Raw genomic sequence first — 20,361 nt, 5'->3', positions numbered from 1 at the left:
ACCCTGCCGCGCAGGCTATGCCTCGTCCCTGAGCCCAAAGGAGGAGGAATGGCCTTGGAGAGCCCGCTGAAACCGACGGAGGCGCCCGAGCTGGCGCGGTTCGACTGGGAAGACCCGCTGCGTCTGGACGACCGACTGGACGAGGACGAACGGATGCTGCGCGACGCGGCGCGGGCCTTTGCCCGGGACCGGCTGCAACCGCGCGCGACCGAGGCCTTCCGTGACGAGACCGTCGAGCCCGGGCTTTTCCGCGAGATGGGCGAAGCCGGGCTTCTGGGGGTGACGCTGCCCGAGGCCCATGGCGGGCTTGGGGCCTCCTATGTGACCTACGGCCTTGTCGCGCGCGAGATCGAGCGGGTCGATTCGGGGTATCGCTCGATGATGTCGGTGCAGTCCTCGCTAGTGATCTATCCGATCTATGCCTACGGTTCGGAGGCGCAGCGCCAGCGCTATCTGCCGGAGCTGGCACAGGGCACGCTGATCGGCTGTTTCGGGCTGACCGAACCCGAGGCCGGGTCGGATCCCGGCAGCCTGAAGACCCGGGCCGAGAAGACCGCGACCGGCTACCGGCTGACCGGCCGCAAGACCTGGATCTCGAACGCGCCGATGGCCGATATCTTCGTGGTCTGGGCCAAATCCGAGGCCCATGGCGGCAAGATCCGCGGCTTCGTGCTGGAAAAGGGCATGGCCGGGCTTTCGGCCCCGAAGATCGAGGGCAAGCTATCGCTGCGGGCCTCGCCCACCGGCGAGATCGCGATGGACGGCGTCGAGGTCGGCGAAGAGGCACTTTTGCCCGGGGTCGAGGGGCTGAAGGGGCCATTCGGCTGTCTGAACCGGGCGCGCTACGGCATTGCCTGGGGCGTGATGGGCGCGGCCGAGGCTTGCTGGCATGCCGCACGTGGCTACGGGCTCGACCGGCGCCAGTTCGGCCGCCCGCTGGCCGCGACACAGCTTTTCCAGAAGAAGCTTGCCGACATGCAGACCGAGATTGCGCTGGGGCTGTCGGCCTGCCTGCAGGTCGGACGGCTGATGGACGAGGCCCAGGCCGCGCCCGAGGCGATCAGCCTGATCAAGCGCAACAATTGCGGCAAGGCGCTCGAGATCGCCCGGGCCGCACGCGACATGCATGGCGGCAACGGCATTTCCGAAAGCTATCCGGTGATGCGCCATCTGGTGAACCTCGAGACGGTGAACACCTATGAGGGCACCCATGACGTTCATGCGCTGATTTTGGGCCGGGCGCAGACCGGACTGCAGGCCTTTTTCTGAGGCCCCGTCTTTCTGAGACCCCGTCGCGGGGACGGGATCTTGCGCGCCGGGGGGGCTCTGCCCCCCCGTCCTTCGGACTCCCCCCCGGGGTATTTCGGCCAAGAAGAAGGGATCTGCGATCTCGCCATGCTTTGCGCGGGCTTCGGGAGGGCGTAGGATCCCGAACTGAACGTTCATCTCCGGAGTGCCTCTCATGCCCCTGGATCTCTGGCTTGCCTTTGCCATGGCCTCGGCGGTTCTGCTGGTGCTGCCGGGACCGACGATCCTGCTGGTGGTGAGCTATGCGCTGAGCCAGGGGCGGCGGGTCGCGGTGGCCATGGCGCTGGGGGTGGCGCTGGGCGATCTGATCGCGATGACGGCCTCGCTTGCCGGGCTCGGTGCACTGATCCTGACCTCTGCCACGCTGTTCACAGCCCTGAAATGGATCGGCGCGGCCTATCTCATCTGGCTCGGGATCAGGCTTTTCAGAAGCCAGCCGGTGCTGGCCGGCGAGGTCGACCCGGCCCCGCACCCGGCCCGCGCGGTCTTCGGCCATGCGGCCCTGGTGACCGCGCTGAACCCGAAGTCGATCGCCTTCTTCATTTCCTTCGTGCCTCAATTCCTGCGCCCGGCATCCCCGCTTGCACCGCAATTCGCGGTACTGATCGCGACCTTCGTCAGCCTCGCAGCGCTGAACGCCTTGACCTATGCGCTGCTGGCCGACCGGCTGAGGGCGCAGATCCGGCGGGCTGCGGTGCTGCGCTGGATCACCCGGGCGGGCGGCGGCACGTTGATCGGCATGGGGGCACTGACCGCTGCCGCCGCACGCAACTGAGCCGCCGGCGCATTTTTTCGCCGAGGGCTCGCCGTTCCGCGCCCGGCGAGGCGAAACGCGCCTTTCGAAGGCCGCAACTTGGCTTTAGGCTTTCCCAGGGTTGCAGAGGTGGCCATGAAAGACCGGTTGGCGAGCGAGAACGACAGAGGCCGTTGGCAGACATTGCTGGACAGGTCAGGAACCGGCGCCTGGGTGAAGGCGCTCGGCCCCGATCATGCGGCGGTCTGGGCGCCGGGCGGCGACACGCTGCTGGTCACGTTCGAGCAGGCGCGCAAGATCCTGACCGGCGAGACCGCCGGGCGGACCCTCGCCGCGCATCTGGCCGAGCCCGCGGGCTGGTCGCGGCTGACGCTGGTCGCACATGGCGCAACCTGGTTCCGCGACCCGGCGGTCTTTGGCTTCTTCGACGAACGGATCGATGCGGATTTCTTTGACGGATTCGAGCGGGTCGTGTTCTACGGGGCGGGAATGTGCGGCTATGCCGCCTGCGCCTATTCGGTGGCGGCACCGGGCGCCGCCGTCGTGGCGCTGGCGCCGCAGGCCACGCTCGACCCGGCGCGGCTTGACTGGGACCGGCGTTTCCTGATCGCGCGGCGACGCGATTTCGCCACGCGGTACGGTTACGCCCCCGACATGATCGAGGCGGCCGCCTGCGCCGCGATCCTTTACGATCCGGCACAGACGCTCGATGCGATGCATGCAGCGCTGTTCGACGGCGCCAACGTGCTGCGACTGGCCGCGCCCTGTTGCGGCGACGCGCTCGAAGCCCATCTCGCGGCGATGGGGGTTCTGCCCGAGCTGATCGACGCGGCAGGCGAAGGGCAGCTTTCGTCAGGGGTCTATCACCGGTTGTTTCGGGCCCGGCGGCGGCATGCGCCCTATCTGGCCGCATTGATGGAGCGGCTCGACAAATCGGGCCGGACGGATCTGGCCGCCAGGGTCTGCCGCCATGCCCGCCGCATTGCGGCAACCGAGACGGCCTCGGGGCATATCAACGCATTCACCGGCCCGCGCACGGATCTCGACCGGCAGCTCCGGCGTCACCGCCCAGCCGATCCCGCCGATCCGGTCTGATCCGGGCGCAACCCTCCCCTCCGGGCCGGAACTCAGAGATAGAAGCGGTCGCTGAATATCCGGCGGATCACGTCCTGACGGGTCAGACCGCGGGCGGCCAGTTCCTCATCGGAAATGGCGTTCAGCCGGTCCAGCGCGCGCGTGCGCGGATGGTTCTCGACAATGCGGACCATGGCCGCAATGACCGAGGAAAAGAACGAGCCGCGAGGGCCCGCAACATGCGTATTCGCGAGTGCCATATGGAAACTCCTGTTCGTGTACAGACGTTTCCTCCCATGCCGCCAAGATAGGACAGAAGCCGTGACTTTTCCATTGTCGGCTGGGAAGCCCCGCCTTGCGCCCGGCGGGTGGCTCGCCCCTTCCCTCCCCCGCGGGGCAAAGGCGCGAACCCGCCGGACTTCGCTTCACCGGGCCCTGGTCCGGCCCGCGTCGCGATCGGTACTGGAAAGCGCCCGGACGATTGTGTATCGCCCTGCCCCATGACCCAGAGCCTCACCATCCGCCGCCCCGACGACTGGCATCTTCATCTGCGCGACGGCGCCATGCTGGCGGGCGTTCTGCCCGAATCCGCCCGCGACTTCGCCCGTGCCATCATCATGCCCAATCTCGTGCCGCCGGTGGTGAGCGCAGCCGAAGCCGCCGCCTATCGCGACCGGATCCTGGCCGCGCTGCCCGAGGGGGCGGAATTCACGCCGCTGATGACGCTTTATCTCACCGAAGAAACCGACCCCGAAGATGTGGCGCGGGCCCATGCGGCCGGGCTGGTGACGGCGGTCAAGCTCTATCCCGCCGGGGCCACCACCAATTCGGCCTCGGGCGTAAGCGATTTCGGCAAGGTTCGGGCGGTGTTCGAAAAGATGGCCGAGATCGGCTGTCCGCTTTGCGTCCATGGCGAGGTTGTCGACCCCGAGATCGACATCTTCGACCGCGAGGCCGTCTTCATCGACCGGGTGCTCGACCCGATCCGCCGGGCCGTGCCGGGGCTCAGGGTGGTGATGGAGCATATCACGACCTCGGATGGCGTCGATTACGTGCGCGCGGCCCCGGCGGGGCTTGGTGCGACGATCACGACCCACCACTTGATCATCACCCGCAACCATATCCTGGTCGGGGGCATCAAGCCGCATTACTACTGCCTGCCGGTGGCAAAGCGCGCCCGCCACCGCGACGCGCTGGTCGCAGCAGCCACCTCCGGAGATGCGCGCTTCTTCCTCGGCACCGACAGCGCCCCCCATGTCGATCCCGCCAAGGAATGCGCCTGCGGCTGCGCGGGCGTCTTTTCGGCCAGCAACACGCTTTCCTGCCTTGCCGAGGTCTTCGAGCAGGCCGATGCGCTCGACCGGCTCGAGGCCTTCGCCTCGCTGAACGGGCCCGCCTTCTATGGCCTGCCGCCCAACGAGGACCGCATCACCCTGACCCGGGACGCCGCCCCCGTCGCCTATCCCGCGCGGATCGAGACCGGGGCCGGTCCGGTCACGCTGTTCGATCCGGGCTTCGATCTGCACTGGCGGGTCGAGCGGTGAGCCGCGCATTTTTCGCAGAAAAATCGCCGGGCGGGGCCGTCCGGCAGCCAATGGAGACGTCCGCGCCATGATCCCCACAGCCTTCCCGGACCAGACCGAGATCGCCCGCCTGTCCGCCCGCATGCTGCTGGAAATCGGGGCCGTGCATTTCAATGCCGAGACCCCCTTCACGCTGGCCTCGGGTCTGCCCTCGCCCACCTATATCGACTGCCGCAAGCTGATCTCCTTCCCGCGGATCCGCGCCACGCTGATGGATTTCCTGACCGTCACCGTCCTGCGCGAGGCGGGCTTCGAGGCCTTCGACAACATCGCCGGTGGCGAGACCGCGGGCATTCCCTTCGCCGCCCTGATCGCCGAGCGGATGGCGCTGCCGATGACCTATGTGCGCAAGAAGCCCAAGGGCTATGGCCGCAATGCCCGGATCGAGGGCGTGATGGCCGAGGGCGACCGGGTGCTGCTGGTCGAGGACCTGACCACGGATGGCGGCTCGAAGCTCAGCTTCGTCGATGCGATCCGCGAGACCGGCGCGGTTTGCGGCCATACGGCGGTGATCTTCTATTACGGGATCTTCCCCGAGACCGAGAAGAGGCTCGGCGATCACGGCGTCCGGCTGCACCATCTGTGCACCTGGCGCGACGTTCTGGCCGAGGCCAGGCGCCAGGACGCCTTCGATGCCACGACCCTGTCCGAGGTCGAGGCCTTTCTCGATGCCCCCCGGGCCTGGCAGGAGGCGCGCCGCCAGCAATAGGCGCAATCCCGCCCGCCGCTTGGCCGGACTTTCTGCCGCCCGGACCGGGCCGACCCAGATCTTGACGCATGAACCTCCTTCGCCGCAAGATGAAGGGGGCGGGACTTCATGCACAATTCATCCACAGGCCATCCACAGCTTTACAAAGCTTGCCGTGGCCATTGGCGGGGGGATAGAACCCGGCCGCAGGGAGATTAATCGACATGAACAAGGTCAGAACGATCCGGCCCGAGGGCGAGACAGCCGAAGAGACCGTCGGCCTGCCCCATAACGTCGAGGCCGAACAGCAATTGCTGGGCGCGATCCTGACCAATAACGAGATCTTCGACCGGATCGCGTCCATCGTCCAGCCGCAGCATTTCTACGACCCGGTCCATTCCCGGATCTACGAAATCGCCGCGAACCGGATCCAGAAGAACCAGCTGGCCTCGCCGGTCACGCTGAAGGCCTTCCTCGAGGATGACGAGGGGCTGGCCGAACTGGGCGGGCCGGCCTATCTGGCGCGGCTTGCGGGGGCGGCGATCTCGTCCTTCGCGGCCCGCGACTATGCCCAGATGATCTACGATTTCTGGCTCCGCCGCGAGTTGATGAAGCTCGGCGCCGAGATCTCGGACAAGGCTGCCAAGGTCGACATCGCCTCGGAACCCGCCGCCCAGATCGTCGAGGCCGAGCAGGGGCTCTACAAGCTGGCCGAGAAGGGCCAGTCCGAATCCGGCTTCCAGTCCTTCCTGCGCGCCGTCACCGATGCCGTGAAGGTCGCCAATGCCGCCTATCAGCGGGATGGCGGGCTTGCGGGCGTCTCGACCGGGCTGACCGATCTCGACAAGAAGCTCGGTGGGCTGCACCGCTCGGACCTTCTGATCCTCGCCGGACGGCCCTCGATGGGCAAGACCTCGCTTGCGACCAACATCGCCTTCAACATCGCCCGCGCCTACAAGCGCGGCACCATGCCCGACGGGTCGGTCGGCGCGGTGAATGGCGGCGTCGTGGGCTTCTACAGCCTCGAGATGAGCGCCGAGCAGCTCGCCGCCCGGGTCCTGTCCGAGGCCTCGGAAGTGCCCAGCGAACAGATCCGCCGCGGCGACATGACCGAGGCCGAGTTCCGCCGCTTCGTCAATGCCGCCAAGGAACTCGAGGCCTGCCCGCTTTACATTGACGACACGCCCGCCCTGCCGATCAGCCAGCTCGCCGCGCGCGCCCGGCGGCTGAAGCGGACCCACGGGCTCGACGCGCTCTTCGTCGACTACCTCCAGCTCGTGCGTCCCGCCACCGCCAAGGACAGCCGGGTGAACGAGGTCTCCGAGATCACGCAGGGCCTGAAGGCCATCGCCAAGGAGCTGGACATTCCCGTCGTCGCGCTGTCGCAGCTGTCGCGGCAGGTCGAAAGCCGCGAGGACAAGCGGCCGCAACTGTCGGACCTCCGGGAATCGGGCTCGATCGAGCAGGATGCCGATGTCGTGATGTTCGTGTTCCGCGAGGAATATTACAAGGAACGCGAGAAACCCAGCGATCATGACCTCGAAGGCATGGCACGCTGGCAGGAGGCGATGGAAAGCCTGCACGGCAAGGCCGAGGTCATCATCGGCAAGCAGCGGCACGGGCCCATCGGCTCGGTCGAACTCAGCTTCGAGGGCCGCTTCACCCGCTTCGGCAACCTCGTCCAGCCCTGGCAGCAGGGACAGGCGGTCGAGGGGTTTTGATCGGACCTTGGGTCGCGGCCCCGCGCCCGGGGCATTCCGCTCTTGACGCGGCCCGCGCGCGTGGCACAACAGCGCCCATGGCTACCGGAACACTCACGATCGATCTCGACGCGCTCGCGCGGAACTGGAAGGCGCTCGACCGCGCAAGCGGGGCGGGCGTGGAAACGGGGGCCGTCGTCAAGGCCGACGGCTACGGGCTGGGCGGCGACCGCGTCGCCCGCGTGCTGGCCCAGGCCGGCGCTCGGCGCTTCTTCGTCGCCGCCGCCGAGGAAGGCGCCCAGATCCGCAACGCGCTGGGACCGGGGCCGCAGATCTGCGTGTTCTCGGGCCATATGCCGGGCGATACCGACATGATCGGCGATCTCGATCTGGTGCCGATGCTGAACTCGGTCGAGCAGCTCACCCGCCATATGGAGGGCCTGCCCGGCCGGCCCTTCGGCATCCAGCTCGATTCGGGGATGAACCGGCTGGGTCTCGAACCGGCCGAATGGGCCGCGCTGCGCGAGATCGTTCTGGCCGCGAAGCCGGTTCTGATCATGAGCCATCTGGCCTGCGCCGACGAGCCCGAGCACCCCGCGAACCTCCAGCAGCTGACCGCCTTCCGCGAGATGACCGAAGGCTGCGACGTGCCGCGCTCGCTCTCGGCCACCGGCGGGGTGCTGCTGGGACCGGACTATCATTTCGACGTCACCCGGCCCGGCATGGGCGTCTATGGCGGGATGCCCTTCGCCGAGGCCGAGCCGGTCGTCGGCCTCTCCTTCCCGGTGATCCAGACCCGCGAGGTTGAACCGGGCGAGAGCATCGGTTACGGCTATACCTATACCGCCCCCGATCGCCGCGTGGTCGCGACCGTCACAGCAGGCTATGCCGACGGCATGCACCGGGCGCTGTCGAACCGGGGCCAGCTCTGGTTCGAGGGCACGCCCTGCCCGATCCTCGGGAGGGTCTCGATGGACCTCATCACCGCCGACATCACCCATCTTCGCAAGGTGCCGCCCGCGCTCGACCTGCTCTGCCCCGAACAGGGGGTGGATGCGGTCGCCGACGCGGCCGGAACCATCGGCTACGAGATCATGACCGCGCTCGGGCGCCGCTATGCCCGCCGTTACGTCAGCGGAGCCGGGGCATGATCCTGCTGGCGCCGCTCGGCGCGCTCGGACGCGCCGTCCTGGGGGCGCTCGCGGCGATCGGCCGGATTGCGCTCTATGGCCTGGCCACGCTCTACGCCCTGGTCCGGCCACCCTTCTACCTGCGCGAGCTCGGCCATGCGATCTGGGTGATCGGCTATAACAGCCTGCCCGTGGTCGGGCTTACCGCCGTCTTCACCGGGGCCGCTCTGGCGCTGCAGATCTACGAGGGCGGCTCGCGCTTCAATGCCGGGCAGGTGGTGCCCTCGATCGTGGCCATCGGCATGGTGCGCGAGCTTGGACCGGTCCTTGGCGGGCTGATGGTGGCCGCGCGCGTGGCCTCGTCGATCGCGGCCGAGATCGGCACGATGAAGGTGACCGAGCAGATCGACGCCCTGGCCACGCTCTCGACCGACCCGATGCGCTATCTGACCGTGCCGAGGGTGCTGGCCGCGACGCTGACCGTGCCGGTCCTGGTGGCGGTGGGCGATTCAATCGGCATTCTCGGCGGCTATCTGGTCGGCACCAAGAGCCTCGGGCTGAACGCCGCCGCCTATCTCAAGAATACCGCCGATTACCTCGAGTTCTGGGACGTGACCTCGGGGCTGATCAAGGGCGCGGTCTTCGGCTTCCTGATCGCGCTCGTGGGCTGCTATTTCGGCATGAATTCGGGTCGCGGCGCCCAGGGCGTCGGCGCGGCCACGAAATCCGCCGTGGTGGCCGCCTCGATCCTGATCCTCGCCTCGAACTATCTTCTCACCACATTGTTCTTCTCCGCATGATCGAGCTTCGCCACATCGAAAAGGCCTTCGGCCGCAACCGCGTGCTGCGCGACGTCAACCTGTCCGTTCCGAAAGGCGCGAGCATGGTCATCATCGGCGGCTCTGGCACCGGCAAGTCGGTGCTTTTGAAATGCATCCTCGGGCTTGTCAGGCCCGATGCGGGCCAGATCCTGATCCAGGGCGAAGACGCCTCGAAGGCCGAGCGTGAGGCGTTTCTGGCGCGGTTCGGGATGCTGTTCCAGGGCGGCGCACTGTTCGACTCGTTGCCGGTCTGGCAGAACGTGGCCTTCCGGCTGTTGCGCGGCCCCGGCAAGCGGCCCAAGGCCGAGGCCCGCGAGATCGCCATCGAGAAGCTGCGCCGGGTCGGGCTGAAGCCCGATGTCGCCGAGCTGTTCCCGGCCGAGCTCTCGGGCGGCATGCAAAAGCGCGTGGGCCTGGCCCGCGCCATCGCGGCCGAGCCAGAGATCATCTTCTTCGACGAGCCCACGACCGGGCTCGACCCGATCATGGCCGGCGTCATCAACGAGCTGATCCGCGAGATCGTGGTCGAGATGGGCGCGACCGCCATGACCATCACCCATGACATGAGCTCCGTCCGGGCCATTGCCGACAATGTGGCGATGCTGCATGGCGGCGTGATCCAGTGGACTGGCCCCGTCGCCGACATGGACCACTCGGGCGATCCCTATCTCGACCAGTTCATCCATGGCCGCGCCGAAGGCCCCATCGAGGCGGTGCGGTGACGGAACGGCCGTGACCCTGCGCCTGCTGCGCCTCGCCAATCTGGCGCTGCTGGTCCTCTTCCCCATCGCCTGGGCGGCGCCCTTGCTGCGCGCGGGGCTGTTGCCACTGTTCGGACTGTCGGAAATCTCGGTGCTGTCGGGGCTCGCCTCGCTCTGGCAGACCGACATCCTGCTGGCGCTGCTGGTGACGCTTCTGGCGCTGGTCGCGCCCTATGCCAAGACCGTGGGGCTGGCGCTGATCCAGTACGATCTGGCCTCGCCCCGGCTGCTGCCCGCGATCCATGTCATGGGCAAGCTCGCCATGGCCGACGTGTTCCTGATCGCTATCTATGTGGTGGTGGTCAAGGGTATCGGCATGGGCCGGGTCGAGACCGCCTGGGGGCTTTACCTCTTCACCTTCTGCGTGCTGGCCTCGCTGGCGCTGTCGAGCCTGACGGCCCGGGCCCTGAAACGGGGCTGAGCGCCCGGCGAGATCCGCCGGGCGCGTAGAGCGCGTGGCTTCAGGCTGCCGCCGCGTCGCCGCCCCTGCCGGGGGTGTAATTCAGCACCGGTGCCAGATGGCGTTCGGCCTCGGAGAGCGCAATCCCCTTCCGCGCGGCATAATCGGCGACCTGGTCGGCCTCGACCTTGCCGATCCCGAAATAATAGCTGTCGGGATGGGCGAAATAGAGCCCCGAGACCGACGAGCCCGGCCACATCGCCATGCTCTCGGTCAGCCGGATGCCGACCGCGCGCTCGGCATCGAGCAGCCGGAACAGCGTCACCTTCTCAGTATGGTCGGGCTGGGCCGGATAGCCCGGCGCGGGCCGGATGCCCTTGTAGGGCTCGGCGATCAGCTCTTCGGGGCTGAAGGCCTCGTCGGGCGCATAGCCCCAGAGCGTCCGGCGCACTTCCGAATGCATCCGTTCGGCGAAGGCCTCGGCGATGCGGTCGGCAAGCGCCTTGACCATGATCGCACTATAGTCGTCATGTTCGGCCGCCATGCGCTCGGCGATGGCGACCTCCTCGGGGCCCGCGGTCACCGCAAAACCGCCCAGATAGTCGGGCGCGACGCCTTCGGGGGCCACGAAATCCGACAGCGCGGCATTGGCCACGCCCGGCCGCTTGGCGGTCTGCTGGCGCAGCGTGTGGAAGGTCGCAAGCGTCCCGGTCCGGTCCTCGCCGGTGTAAAGCCGGACATCGTCGCCCACCGCATTGGCGGGCCAGAAGCCCACCACGCCCTTCGGCGCGAACCACGCGCCCTGCACGATCCGGTCGAGCATCCGCCGCGCATCGTCGTAAAGCGTGCGCGCCGCCTCGCCCTTCTTCTCGTCCTCGAGAATGCGCGGAAACACCCCCCGCATGTCCCAGGCATGAAAGAACGGCGTCCAGTCGATATGCGCGGCCAGATCCGACAGATCCCAGCGGTCATAGACCCTGGTGCCGAGGAAGGACGGCCTGACCGGGGCATGGGCCGTCCAGTCGATCGGCACCGGATTGGCGCGGGCCGCAGCCAGCGGCAGACGCTTCTTGGCGGCCTCGCCACGGGCATGCTTTTCGGCGATCTCGCGATATTCCTCGCGGATGCCCTCGACATAGCCCGCCCTCTGGTTGTCGCTCAGGAGCGACGAGACCACGCCCACCGCGCGGCTGGCATCGGTGACATAGACCGCCTGCCCCCGGCTGTAATGCGGCGCGATCTTCACCGCCGTATGCACCTTGCTGGTGGTCGCCCCGCCGATCAGCAGCGGAATGTCGAAGCCCTGACGCTCCATCTCCGAGGCCATATGCACCATCTCGTCGAGCGAGGGCGTGATCAGCCCCGACAGGCCGATGATGTCGACCTCGTGCTCCTTCGCGGCGGCGATGATCTTCTCGGGCGGGACCATCACCCCCAGATCGACGATCTCGTAATTGTTGCAGGCCAGAACGACGCCGACGATGTTCTTGCCGATGTCATGGACGTCGCCCTTGACGGTGGCCATCAGGACCTTGCCCGCAGCCTCGCGGCGGCCATCCTTCTCGGCCTCCATATGGGGCAGCAGCACGGCCACGGCCTGTTTCATCACGCGCGCCGATTTCACCACCTGCGGCAGGAACATCTTGCCCGCGCCGAAGAGGTCTCCGACCACGTTCATCCCCGCCATCAGCGGGCCCTCGATGACATGCAGCGGCCGCTCGGCGGCCAGCCGGGCTTCCTCGGTATCGGCCTCGATGAATTCGGTGATGCCGTTGACCAGCGCATGTTCCAGCCGTTTCCCGACCGGCAGCTCGCGCCAGGACATGTCCTTTTCGCGGGTCTTGCCGCCGCCCTGCCCGCGATATTTCTCGGCCAGCTCCAGCATCCGCTCGGTGGCATTGGCGTTGCGGTTCAGAACCACATCCTCGCAGGCCTCGCGCAGCTCGGGGTCGATCTGGTCATAGACCGCCAGCTGCCCGGCATTGACGATGCCCATATCCATGCCGGCCTGGATGGCGTGGTACAGGAAGACCGCATGCATCGCCTCGCGCACCGGCTCGTTGCCGCGGAAGCTGAAGGACAGGTTCGAGACACCGCCCGAGACATGGACATGCGGGCAATCGGCCGTGATCCGGCGGGTGGCCTCGATGAAATCGACGCCGTAATTGTCATGCTCCTCGATGCCGGTCGCGACGGCGAAGACATTGGGGTCGAAGATGATGTCCTCGGGCGGGAAGCCGACCTCCTCGGTCAGAAGCTTGTAGGCACGCCGGCAGATCTCGACCTTGCGGTCCTCGGTATCGGCCTGGCCATGCTCGTCGAAGGCCATCACGATCACCGCCGCGCCATAGGCCCGGCACAGCCGCGCATGGTGCAGGAAGGCCTCCTCGCCCTCCTTCATCGAGATCGAGTTGACCACGGGCTTGCCCTGCACGCATTTCAGGCCGGCCTCGATCACCTCCCATTTCGAGCTGTCGATCATCACCGGAACGCGGGCGATATCGGGCTCGGCGGCGACGAGGTTCAGGAAATCGATCATCGCCTGTTTCGAATCGATCAGCCCCTCATCCATGTTCACGTCGATGATCTGGGCGCCGTTCTCGACCTGATCGCGCGCCACATCCAGGGCGGTCGCGTAATCCTGCTCCTTGATCAGCTTGCGGAAGCGGGCCGAGCCGGTGACGTTCGTCCGCTCGCCCACATTCACGAAGGGGATATCGTCGGTCAGGGTGAAGGGCTCGAGCCCCGACAGCCGCAAATGACGCGCGGGCCTGGGCAGGCTGCGGGGGGCATGCCCCTTCACCGCCTGTGCCACGGCCGCGATATGATCGTAGGTCGAGCCGCAGCAGCCGCCGACCACGTTGACCAGCCCGTCCTCTGCGAAGCCCGCGACCAGCGCCGCCATCTCGTCCGGGGTCTGGTCGTATTCGCCCATCTCGTTGGGAAGCCCCGCATTGGGATAGGCACAGATCAGGGTATCGGCCACGGCCGAAAGCTCGGCCAGATGCGGGCGCATCGCATCGGCCCCCAGCGCGCAGTTCAGCCCGATGGTCAGCGGGTTCGCGTGACGGACCGAATGCCAGAAGGCCGTGGGCGTCTGCCCCGAGAGCGTGCGCCCCGACAGGTCGGTGATGGTGCCCGAGATCATCACCGGCAGGCGCAGGCCGGTCTCGGTGAACACCTCCTCGCAGGCGAAGATCGCGGCCTTGGCGTTCAACGTGTCGAAGATCGTCTCGATCAGCACCAGATCGGTGCCGCCCGCGATCAGCCCGCGCAGCTGCTGGGCATAGGCGATCCGCAGATCGTCGAAGCTGACGGCCCGGTATCCGGGGTCGTTCACATCGGGGCTGATCGAGGCGGTGCGGTTGGTCGGCCCCAGCGCGCCCGCGACGAAGCGGTGCCGCCCGTCCTCGGCCTCGGCCCGGTCCATGGCCTTGCGCGCCAGCCGCGCGCCCGCCTCGTTCAGCGCGAAGACCTTGTCTTCCAGACCGTAATCGGCCTGGGCGATGGTGGTCGAGGAAAAGGTGTTGGTCTCGACCAGATCCGCGCCCGCGAGGGCATAGCGGTAATGGATCTCCTCGATCACATCCGGATTGGTGAGATTGAGGAGGTCGTTATTGCCCTTCTGCGGCTTGTCGCCATGCCGATGGCATCCGCAACCCGCCCCATGGCCGGTGAAATCCTCCTCGCTCAGGCCGAGCTTCTGGATCTGCGTGCCCATCGCCCCGTCAAGGACCAGAACCCGGTCGCGCGCAGCCGCACGAAGGGTGTCGAAGACGGGCGAGAGGGCGAGGCGGGCGGGGCGGGGTACGGTATGGGTCATGGGCGGCAGGTAGCGCCTTCTGCGAGACAAGTCCAATTCATGTTTGTCACCATTGTTATGAGTCTGCCTCACATTTCCATGGCGTTGCCCGACCGCGCCCATCCCCGGGCGGGTGCAGGAAAAATCCGGCCCGGATCATGCCCCCTGCACCGGAAGCGTATCGGGACGCTCTGTCGCCTGCGGCGGACCCGGTCGGCCCCCTCCCTCCTCTCGCGGTCCGTGGTCCCGACGACGCAACAGCGCGCAGGAACCCGACTTGCCCCGGGCACATGGCAAGTCGACGCCCGCAATCCATTCCGACCGGGCTGCATCGGACCGGCCCCTTCAGCAGCCCGGAAGAAAGGCAGCTCCCCCGGGGCGGAGGGTATCGCGGATCATGCGCAAAGGCTTCGGAAAGGCCGCTGCAACGCGGGCGGGTCACCGGCCAGACGGGCAACCGAAGACAACGGGGCGTTTCGCGGCACTGATCGACGAACGCCGACCGCCCCCGGCACTTCCCGCAGGATGGCCCGGGTCGGGGACATCCGGCGGCGGGCCCGATGTTCCGAAAGCGGCCCGGCGCCCTTCCCGGCCCGAACCGCCCGGCCCGAACCGCCCGGCCCGGCAGGTCACATTGCGGGGATCAGAGTCGGGAGGCGCCGTCCCGGGGGTCAGCTTCGTCTGCCGCGCGCCCCGCCGCGCCGCCGCGCCCGCGGCCCCGTCTCCAGCCCGGCCCGGAGCACCGCCGTCATCGGGTGATCGGGCGCGGCGGCCGCATGTTCGGCCAGCAGCCTCTGCACCGCGCGCTGGGGGTCGACGCCCTCGGGCAACCCGATCGCCCAGTCGAGAAAGATCGACCGGCATTCGGGCGCACCGATGCCCTCGATCCGGTAGGATTCGCGGATTACGCCACGCGGGTCCGCCAGCTCAATCCGCATCCGCCTTCTCCTCCTCGGCCGGGCTGCGCGCAATCACCGCCTCGATGGCCTTGGCCGCCGCCGCCCGCTGAATCTCCAGCAGGTCCTGAAGCGCGGCCACATCCGCCGCACCGGTGCCGCGCAGCAGGAAGGCCTGCCCGCTTTCGCCAAGCCGCGCCGGGTCGAGCGGCGAATCCGAGATCAGCTTGGCCGCGCCCTGGATCCGGCGCTGCAGCCGGTAGGACGCGCCCAGCGCCGCAGCCTCGTCCTGCCGCAACCAGCCCGCATCGACCCCGGCCGCCATCTGCTCGGCAACCGCGGTCGCGGGGCTGGCCGCGATCAGCGCCGCGGCCGTCGCGATCAGTTCGATATCCTGCCCCCTGCCCGGCCCCTGCTTGCCGTCCCAGGTCGATTTCGCGGGCTTGGCCCCGGCCAACCGCCGCCGCATGTCGACAATGCCCGCAACCGTGCGCGCCACATCCGCCTTGTCGGCAAGCAATGCGCGCCGGAACGCCTCGACCTCGGCGCCCAGCGCCGCCTCGCCCGCGACCGGACGCGCCCGGGTCAGCGCCAGATGCTCCCAGGTCCAGGCCTCGTCGCGCTGATAGTTCCGGAAGCTCTGCAGAGAGGTCGCGACCGGCCCCTGATTGCCCGAGGGCCTGAGCCGCATGTCGACCTCGTACAGCCGGCCCTCGGCCATCGGCGCGGTCAGCGCCGTCACCAGCGCCTGGGTGAGCTTGGCGTAATAGGCGCGTGAGGCCAGCGGCCGGCGACCGTCCGAGGCCTCGACCCCGTCGGCATCGTAGATCACGATCAGGTCGAGATCCGAGCGCGCGCTCAGCGCCCCGGCCCCGAGCGAGCCCATGCCCAGCACCACGGCGCCCTTGCCGGGCGGCGCGCCATGCTTGGCCGCGAATTGCGCCACGACGCGGGGCCAGAGTGCTGCCAGCACCGCCTCGGCCAGATCGGCATATTCCGCGCCTGCGGTCTTGGCATCGATCAGCCCGCGCAGGAAATGCACCCCGATCCGGAAATGCCATTCGCGTGCCCAGGCCCGCGCGGCGTCGAGCTGGGCCTCGTAATCGTCGAGCGCCCCGAGCCGCTCTGCCAGCGCATCCGTCAGCGCCGCCCGCCCCGGCCAGTCCTCGAAGAAGCTGCCGCCGATCACCGCGTCGAGCACCCGGGCATTGCGCGAGAGATACTGGGCCAGGTCGGGCGAAACGCTGATAATGTCGATCAGCAGGTCGATCAGATGCGGATTGGCCTCGAACAGCGAGAAAAGCTGAACCCCCGCGGGCAGCCCGGCGAGAAAGCCGTCGAAGGCGGCGAAGGCCTCGTCGGGGCGCGGCGCCTTGGTCAGCCGCGCGAAAAGATCGGGCTTGAGCCGGTTGAAGATCTCGCGGGCGCGGGTCGTGCGCAGGCAGGCATAGCGCGGCCAGCGCTCGACGATCTCGGCCGCGGTCTTCGGGATATCGGGCAGGTCCTCGGTAGGCTTGCCGGGGGCGAAGAAGCCTTCGGTCAGCCCCGCCACCCGGCGCAGCCGCGCCGCCAGCGCATCGCGCCAGGGGCCGGCCTCGGACGCGCCGCAGAAATGCGCGATCCGGACGATGCCTTCGGGCGAATTGGGCAGAAGATGGGTCTGGGCGTCATTGACCATCTGCAAGCGGTGCTCGACCTCGCGATGGGCGCGGTAATCGGCGGTCAGGGTCTCGGCCACCTCTTCGGGCACCCAGCCCTTGGCGGCGAGCCGCGTCAGCCCCTCGACCGTGCCCCGCACCCGCAGTTCGGGATCGCGGCCGCCCGCGATGATCTGCCGGGTCTGGGTGAAGAACTCGATCTCGCGGATGCCGCCCTGTCCCAGCTTCATGTCATGGCCTTCCAGCACCAGCCCGCCATGCAGCCCCTTGTGGCTGCGGATCCTCAGCCGCATGTCATGGGCGTCCTGGATCGCCGCGAAATCGAGATGCTTGCGCCAGACGAAGGGCCGGAGCCGGTCGAGATAGGCCCAGCCCGCCCCGATGTCTCCCGCGCAGGGCCGCGCCTTGATATGGGCCGCGCGCTCCCAGGTCCGCCCGAGGCTTTCGTAATAGCGCTCGGCCGCCTCCATCGACATGCAGACCGGCGTGACCGAGGCATCGGGCCTGAGCCGCAGATCGGTGCGGAAGACATAGCCCTCGCCGGTGGCCTCGGACAGGATCGCGGTCATGCGGCGGGTGATCTTGACGAAGGCGCTGCGGGCCTCGTGGAAATCGGCCGGGTCGAACCGGTCCTGGTCGAACAGGCAGATCAGGTCGATATCCGAGGAATAGTTCAGCTCATGCGCGCCCTGCTTGCCCATCGCCAGCGCCACCATGCCGCCCGCCGTGTCGGCATCGGCCTCGCTCAGACCGGGCAGCCTGCCACGGGCGATCTCTGCCGCGACCAGCCGCCGGATCGTCACATCGACGCAGAGATCGGCGAAATCGGTCAGCGCGCCGGTCACCGCCTCGAGCTGCCAGAGCCCGCCGAGATCGGCCAGCGCGATCAGGAGTGCGGCGCGCCGCTTGGCCTGGCGCAGCCCGGGCCTGAGCGCCTCTAGCGACAGGGCCCGGACCTCGTCCATCAGCGCCGCGAAGACCGGCTCCGGCGCGCTCGCCAGCAGATCCTCCAGCCAGTCGGCCTCGCGCGTCATCAGCCCCCAGAGATAGGGGCTGCAGCCCGCCGTGCCCTCCAGCAGGGTGCGGATCTCGGGCGGCTGGGCGGCGAAGCGGTCGGCCGCCTCGGCGGCGCGGTCGGGCTCATGCGCATGGGGCGCGCGGGTCAGGCGGGATGCAAAGCTCATGGCCGAAGTGATGCCGCGCGGGCGCGCCCCGGTCAACGGGGGTTGCAGCCGCCCCGCCGGGTGCCGATAGTCTTGGCCGCAAGACGGAGGCAAGGATGAGCAAAAGCCTGAAACGGGTCCGCGCGGCCCTGGACGCGGCCGGGATCGCCCCCGATATCCGCGAGCTGGGCCAGACCCGCACCGCCCGGGAAGCCGCAGAGGCCGTGGGCTGCGAACTCGACCAGATCGCCAAGTCGATCATCTTCCGGGGCGAAGACAGCGGCATGGCGATCCTGTTCCTGACCGCCGGCGGCAACCGCGTCTCGGACGAGAAGGCCTCGGCACTGGCGGGCGAGCCTCTCGGCAAGGCCGATGCCGCGCTGATCCGGGTCCAGACCGGCTTTGCCATCGGCGGCGTCGCGCCGGTCGGCCATCTGAGCCCGATCCGGACCTTTCTCGATCTCCGCCTCCTGGAATTCGGCACGGTCTGGGCGGCGGCGGGAACGCCCCGCCATGTCTTCCCTCTGGATCCGCATACCCTGCCCGCCCTGACCGGCGCCGTCACGGCCGATTTCACGCAGTGACCGTCGCCTTCCGGCCCCCGTCTGCCGCGCGCGATCTTGCGGGCGCGGTCGTTTCCTGCTGACATTCCCCGGACAGATCGGCGCCAGGGAGGGGACCATGTGCGCAAGCGAGCCCGACTTCACCCTCGGCATCGAAGAGGAATACCTGCTGGTCGAGCGCGAGACCTGCGCGCTGGCGCAGGCGCCCAAGGAGCTGATGGAGGCCTGCGCCGCCGATCTCGGCGATCAGGTGACGCCGGAATTCCTGCAATGCCAGATCGAGGTCGGCACCCGGGTCTGCCGGAGCGTCCCCGAAGCGCGGGACGAGCTCAGGCACCTGCGCGCGACGGTGGCGCATCATGCCGCGCGCTTCGGACTGGCGCCGATCGCGGCCTCCTGCCACCCCTCGGCCGACTGGCTCGACCAGCACCATACCGACAAGGACCGCTACAACGATCTCGACCGGGCGCTGGCGGCGGTGGCGCGGCGGATGCTGATCTGCGGCATGCATGTGCATGTGGGCATCCCCGATCCAGACCAGCGCATCGACCTGATGGCGCAGTTTTCCTATTTCCTGCCGCATCTGCTGGCGATGTCGACCTCGTCGCCGTTCTGGAAAGGGGTCGATACCGGGCTGGCCTCCTACCGGCTGACCGTGTTCGACAACCTGCCCCGGACCGGACTGCCGCCGCGCTTCGAAAGCTGGTCCGAATATGACCGCTCGGTCGGCACGCTGATCAGGCTGGGGCTGATCGAGGATGCCACCAAGATCTGGTGGGATCTGCGGCCCTCGGCCCGCTTCCCGACGCTCGAGACCCGGATCTGCGACATGAGCCCGCGGCTCGATCACACGCTGTCGCTGGCGGCGCTGATCCAGTGCACGCTCCGGATGCTGTGGCGGCTTGCGGGCGAGAACCTGCGCTGGCGGGTCTATGAACGCTTTCTGGTGGGCGAGAACCGCTGGCGGGCGCAGCGCTATGGCGTCTCCGAGGGGCTGGTCGATTTCGGCCGCAAGGAGCTGGTGCCCTTCGCCGACCTGCTGGAAGAGTTGATCCAGCTCGTCGAGAGCGATGCCGCCGTGCTGGGCTGTCTCGACGAGGTCACTGCCGCGCGCGATGTCATCGCCCATGGCACCAGCGCCGAACGGCAACGCAAGGCCCATGCCGCGGCGCTGGCGGCGGGCGCCGACCGCGAAGAGGCGATGCGGGCCGTGGTGCGGCTTCTGATCGACGAATTCGGCGCCGATCTCTGAGCTCGGCTCCTGAAATGCAACACGGGCGCCCCGGAAGGCGCCCGCCTGCTGAGCCCATCATTTCCTGGTCTGTCAGCCGCGCGTCCTGCGACGCAGCGCAGCGAACCCGGCCAGCCCGGCCAGCAACAGACCGCCCGCCGCCGGAAGCGGCACCGGCGCCGGCTCGGGCTGCAGTTCGGGCACGGTGCCGAACATCTTGGACGACCCGTTGCCGCTGCACTGCGCCGGACCCGGATTGGCGCAGGGTCCGACCGTCTGGCCGCGCACCGCGAAGCTCTGGCCGATGAAATCGGTCACGTCGAGATCGGCGCCATAGACGAGGAAGCTGAAGGCGTTGTAGAAATCCCCGCTGGACCCGACCGCGCCGATGGCGATGCCGATATCGAACTCGGCCCCGATATTGCCGGCCTGGGCATTCTTGGTGTCAGTGGCGAAGCCGAGCGTCGGGCCAAGGTCGGTCCATTCGATCGAGTCGACCGATCCGTCACCGCCGAGATCGAAATAGACCGCCGCGATGTCGCCCTGGTTGCCCGCATCGCTCACCAGAAAGCTCATCTTGACGCCGCCCGCCACGTCTTCCAGCGTGACGGCGGTCTTCATCGGGTCGCTGCCGCGCTGATCGTCAAGATCGAAGCTGATCGTGGCGGCAGACCCGGCCGAGGCGGCTGCAATCAATCCGGCAGCGGCGGCGGAGATCAGGAAAAGCCTTTTCAAGGGAAACCCCATTTAAAATGATTCTATATCCTATATTTAATTTGGTCGCGAATTTGACGCAAGGAAATCTCTGTCGCGGACGCTTGCATGCCCC

Annotated in this window: 17 protein-coding genes; 12 read left to right on the top strand and 5 right to left on the bottom strand. The window is 68.1% G+C overall.

Annotated elements, in window-relative coordinates:
- Positions 1 to 48 precede the first annotated feature (48 nt).
- The 3 genes from ACK8CO_RS18735 to ACK8CO_RS18725 all read left to right on the top strand — a co-directional run bounded on the left by ACK8CO_RS18735 (position 49) and on the right by ACK8CO_RS18725 (position 3,157).
- A complete protein-coding gene (locus ACK8CO_RS18735) occupies positions 49 to 1,269 on the top strand; it encodes an acyl-CoA dehydrogenase (protein WP_414897626.1) in 1,221 nt (406 codons plus the stop codon).
- Between the two features lie 193 nt (positions 1,270 to 1,462).
- Positions 1,463 to 2,083, top strand: coding sequence for a LysE family translocator (locus tag ACK8CO_RS18730; protein ID WP_414897625.1), 621 nt, complete (start codon positions 1,463 to 1,465; stop codon positions 2,081 to 2,083).
- Positions 2,084 to 2,197: 114 nt separating this feature from the next.
- The gene (locus ACK8CO_RS18725) at positions 2,198 to 3,157 is read left to right on the top strand and encodes a phosphoadenosine phosphosulfate reductase (RefSeq protein WP_414897624.1); all 960 of its coding nucleotides are present in this window, start codon (positions 2,198 to 2,200) and stop codon (positions 3,155 to 3,157) included.
- A gap of 32 nt (positions 3,158 to 3,189) precedes the next feature.
- Here ACK8CO_RS18725 and ACK8CO_RS18720 read toward each other — a convergent pair whose 3' ends face one another.
- Entirely contained in the window at positions 3,190 to 3,396 is a 207-nt protein-coding gene (locus tag ACK8CO_RS18720) for a hypothetical protein (RefSeq protein WP_080616458.1), read from the bottom strand.
- 240 nt (positions 3,397 to 3,636) lie between these two features.
- Here ACK8CO_RS18720 and pyrC point away from each other — a divergent pair, with 240 nt between their 5' ends.
- The 7 genes from pyrC to ACK8CO_RS18685 all read left to right on the top strand — a co-directional run bounded on the left by pyrC (position 3,637) and on the right by ACK8CO_RS18685 (position 10,240).
- Positions 3,637 to 4,680 carry a dihydroorotase gene (gene pyrC / locus ACK8CO_RS18715; protein WP_414897623.1) on the top strand — a complete coding sequence of 348 codons (1,044 nt, stop codon included), beginning with the start codon at positions 3,637 to 3,639 and terminating at the stop codon, positions 4,678 to 4,680.
- Positions 4,681 to 4,747: 67 nt separating this feature from the next.
- Complete coding sequence (locus ACK8CO_RS18710; RefSeq protein WP_080616460.1) at positions 4,748 to 5,428, top strand: orotate phosphoribosyltransferase; 681 nt, start codon at positions 4,748 to 4,750, stop codon at positions 5,426 to 5,428.
- Between the two features lie 203 nt (positions 5,429 to 5,631).
- A complete protein-coding gene (locus tag ACK8CO_RS18705) occupies positions 5,632 to 7,128 on the top strand; it encodes a replicative DNA helicase (protein ID WP_080616461.1) in 1,497 nt (498 codons plus the stop codon).
- 77 nt (positions 7,129 to 7,205) lie between these two features.
- Entirely contained in the window at positions 7,206 to 8,258 is a 1,053-nt protein-coding gene (alr, locus tag ACK8CO_RS18700) for an alanine racemase (RefSeq protein ID WP_414897622.1), read from the top strand.
- Positions 8,255 to 9,037: an MlaE family ABC transporter permease gene (locus ACK8CO_RS18695; protein ID WP_414897621.1), complete on the top strand. Its 783-nt coding sequence runs from the start codon at positions 8,255 to 8,257 to the stop codon at positions 9,035 to 9,037. The genes alr and ACK8CO_RS18695 overlap by 4 nt, the downstream gene beginning before the upstream one ends.
- The gene (locus tag ACK8CO_RS18690) at positions 9,034 to 9,780 is read left to right on the top strand and encodes an ABC transporter ATP-binding protein (RefSeq protein WP_080616464.1); all 747 of its coding nucleotides are present in this window, start codon (positions 9,034 to 9,036) and stop codon (positions 9,778 to 9,780) included. The genes ACK8CO_RS18695 and ACK8CO_RS18690 overlap by 4 nt, the downstream gene beginning before the upstream one ends.
- 22 nt (positions 9,781 to 9,802) lie before the next feature.
- On the top strand, positions 9,803 to 10,240 hold the full coding sequence (locus tag ACK8CO_RS18685) for a paraquat-inducible protein A (protein ID WP_196774393.1): 438 nt from the start codon (positions 9,803 to 9,805) through the stop codon (positions 10,238 to 10,240).
- A gap of 40 nt (positions 10,241 to 10,280) precedes the next feature.
- Here ACK8CO_RS18685 and metH read toward each other — a convergent pair whose 3' ends face one another.
- From metH to ACK8CO_RS18670, 3 genes are all read right to left on the bottom strand, one after another.
- A complete protein-coding gene (gene metH / locus ACK8CO_RS18680) occupies positions 10,281 to 14,042 on the bottom strand; it encodes a methionine synthase (protein ID WP_414897620.1) in 3,762 nt (1,253 codons plus the stop codon).
- A 650-nt stretch (positions 14,043 to 14,692) separates the two neighbouring features.
- Entirely contained in the window at positions 14,693 to 14,959 is a 267-nt protein-coding gene (locus ACK8CO_RS18675) for a hypothetical protein (protein WP_414897619.1), read from the bottom strand.
- A complete protein-coding gene (locus ACK8CO_RS18670) occupies positions 14,949 to 17,759 on the bottom strand; it encodes a glutamine-synthetase adenylyltransferase (RefSeq protein WP_414897618.1) in 2,811 nt (936 codons plus the stop codon). The genes ACK8CO_RS18675 and ACK8CO_RS18670 overlap by 11 nt, the downstream gene beginning before the upstream one ends.
- A 95-nt stretch (positions 17,760 to 17,854) precedes the next feature.
- On the opposite strand from ACK8CO_RS18670, the gene ACK8CO_RS18665 reads away from it, so the two are divergent.
- Positions 17,855 to 18,322, top strand: a complete 468-nt coding sequence (locus ACK8CO_RS18665; RefSeq protein ID WP_414897617.1) for a YbaK/EbsC family protein — start codon at positions 17,855 to 17,857, stop codon at positions 18,320 to 18,322.
- Positions 18,323 to 18,419: 97 nt separating this feature from the next.
- Positions 18,420 to 19,553: a carboxylate-amine ligase gene (locus ACK8CO_RS18660; RefSeq protein ID WP_414897616.1), complete on the top strand. Its 1,134-nt coding sequence runs from the start codon at positions 18,420 to 18,422 to the stop codon at positions 19,551 to 19,553.
- 72 nt (positions 19,554 to 19,625) lie between these two features.
- Here the strand turns inward: ACK8CO_RS18660 and ACK8CO_RS18655 are convergent, their stop codons facing one another.
- Positions 19,626 to 20,267, bottom strand: a complete 642-nt coding sequence (locus ACK8CO_RS18655; protein ID WP_196774231.1) for a VPLPA-CTERM sorting domain-containing protein — start codon at positions 20,265 to 20,267, stop codon at positions 19,626 to 19,628.
- Between the last annotated feature and the right edge of the window lie 94 nt (positions 20,268 to 20,361).

The sequence above is a fragment of the Rhodovulum sp. HP10 genome (assembly GCF_047553435.1).
In the GTDB taxonomy this organism is placed as follows: domain Bacteria; phylum Pseudomonadota; class Alphaproteobacteria; order Rhodobacterales; family Rhodobacteraceae; genus Rhodovulum.
The sequence above is the reverse complement of the archived record's forward strand: the minus strand, read 5'-3'. Positions and strand labels throughout refer to the sequence as shown.

Excerpts from the sequence above, each read along its gene's own strand:
- ACK8CO_RS18675 (WP_414897619.1), bottom strand. The coding sequence starts at position 14,959 with ATGCGGATTGAGCTGGCGGACCCGCGTGGCGTAATCCGCGAATCCTAC.
- ACK8CO_RS18725 (WP_414897624.1), top strand. The coding sequence starts at position 2,198 with ATGAAAGACCGGTTGGCGAGCGAGAACGACAGAGGCCGTTGGCAGACA.
- metH (WP_414897620.1), bottom strand. The coding sequence starts at position 14,042 with ATGACCCATACCGTACCCCGCCCCGCCCGCCTCGCCCTCTCGCCCGTC.
- ACK8CO_RS18730 (WP_414897625.1), top strand. The coding sequence starts at position 1,463 with ATGCCCCTGGATCTCTGGCTTGCCTTTGCCATGGCCTCGGCGGTTCTG.
- ACK8CO_RS18720 (WP_080616458.1), bottom strand. The coding sequence starts at position 3,396 with ATGGCACTCGCGAATACGCATGTTGCGGGCCCTCGCGGCTCGTTCTTT.
- ACK8CO_RS18710 (WP_080616460.1), top strand. The coding sequence starts at position 4,748 with ATGATCCCCACAGCCTTCCCGGACCAGACCGAGATCGCCCGCCTGTCC.
- alr (WP_414897622.1), top strand. The coding sequence starts at position 7,206 with ATGGCTACCGGAACACTCACGATCGATCTCGACGCGCTCGCGCGGAAC.
- pyrC (WP_414897623.1), top strand. The coding sequence starts at position 3,637 with ATGACCCAGAGCCTCACCATCCGCCGCCCCGACGACTGGCATCTTCAT.
- ACK8CO_RS18660 (WP_414897616.1), top strand. The coding sequence starts at position 18,420 with ATGTGCGCAAGCGAGCCCGACTTCACCCTCGGCATCGAAGAGGAATAC.
- ACK8CO_RS18690 (WP_080616464.1), top strand. The coding sequence starts at position 9,034 with ATGATCGAGCTTCGCCACATCGAAAAGGCCTTCGGCCGCAACCGCGTG.
- ACK8CO_RS18670 (WP_414897618.1), bottom strand. The coding sequence starts at position 17,759 with ATGAGCTTTGCATCCCGCCTGACCCGCGCGCCCCATGCGCATGAGCCC.
- ACK8CO_RS18735 (WP_414897626.1), top strand. The coding sequence starts at position 49 with ATGGCCTTGGAGAGCCCGCTGAAACCGACGGAGGCGCCCGAGCTGGCG.
- ACK8CO_RS18705 (WP_080616461.1), top strand. The coding sequence starts at position 5,632 with ATGAACAAGGTCAGAACGATCCGGCCCGAGGGCGAGACAGCCGAAGAG.
- ACK8CO_RS18695 (WP_414897621.1), top strand. The coding sequence starts at position 8,255 with ATGATCCTGCTGGCGCCGCTCGGCGCGCTCGGACGCGCCGTCCTGGGG.
- ACK8CO_RS18665 (WP_414897617.1), top strand. The coding sequence starts at position 17,855 with ATGAGCAAAAGCCTGAAACGGGTCCGCGCGGCCCTGGACGCGGCCGGG.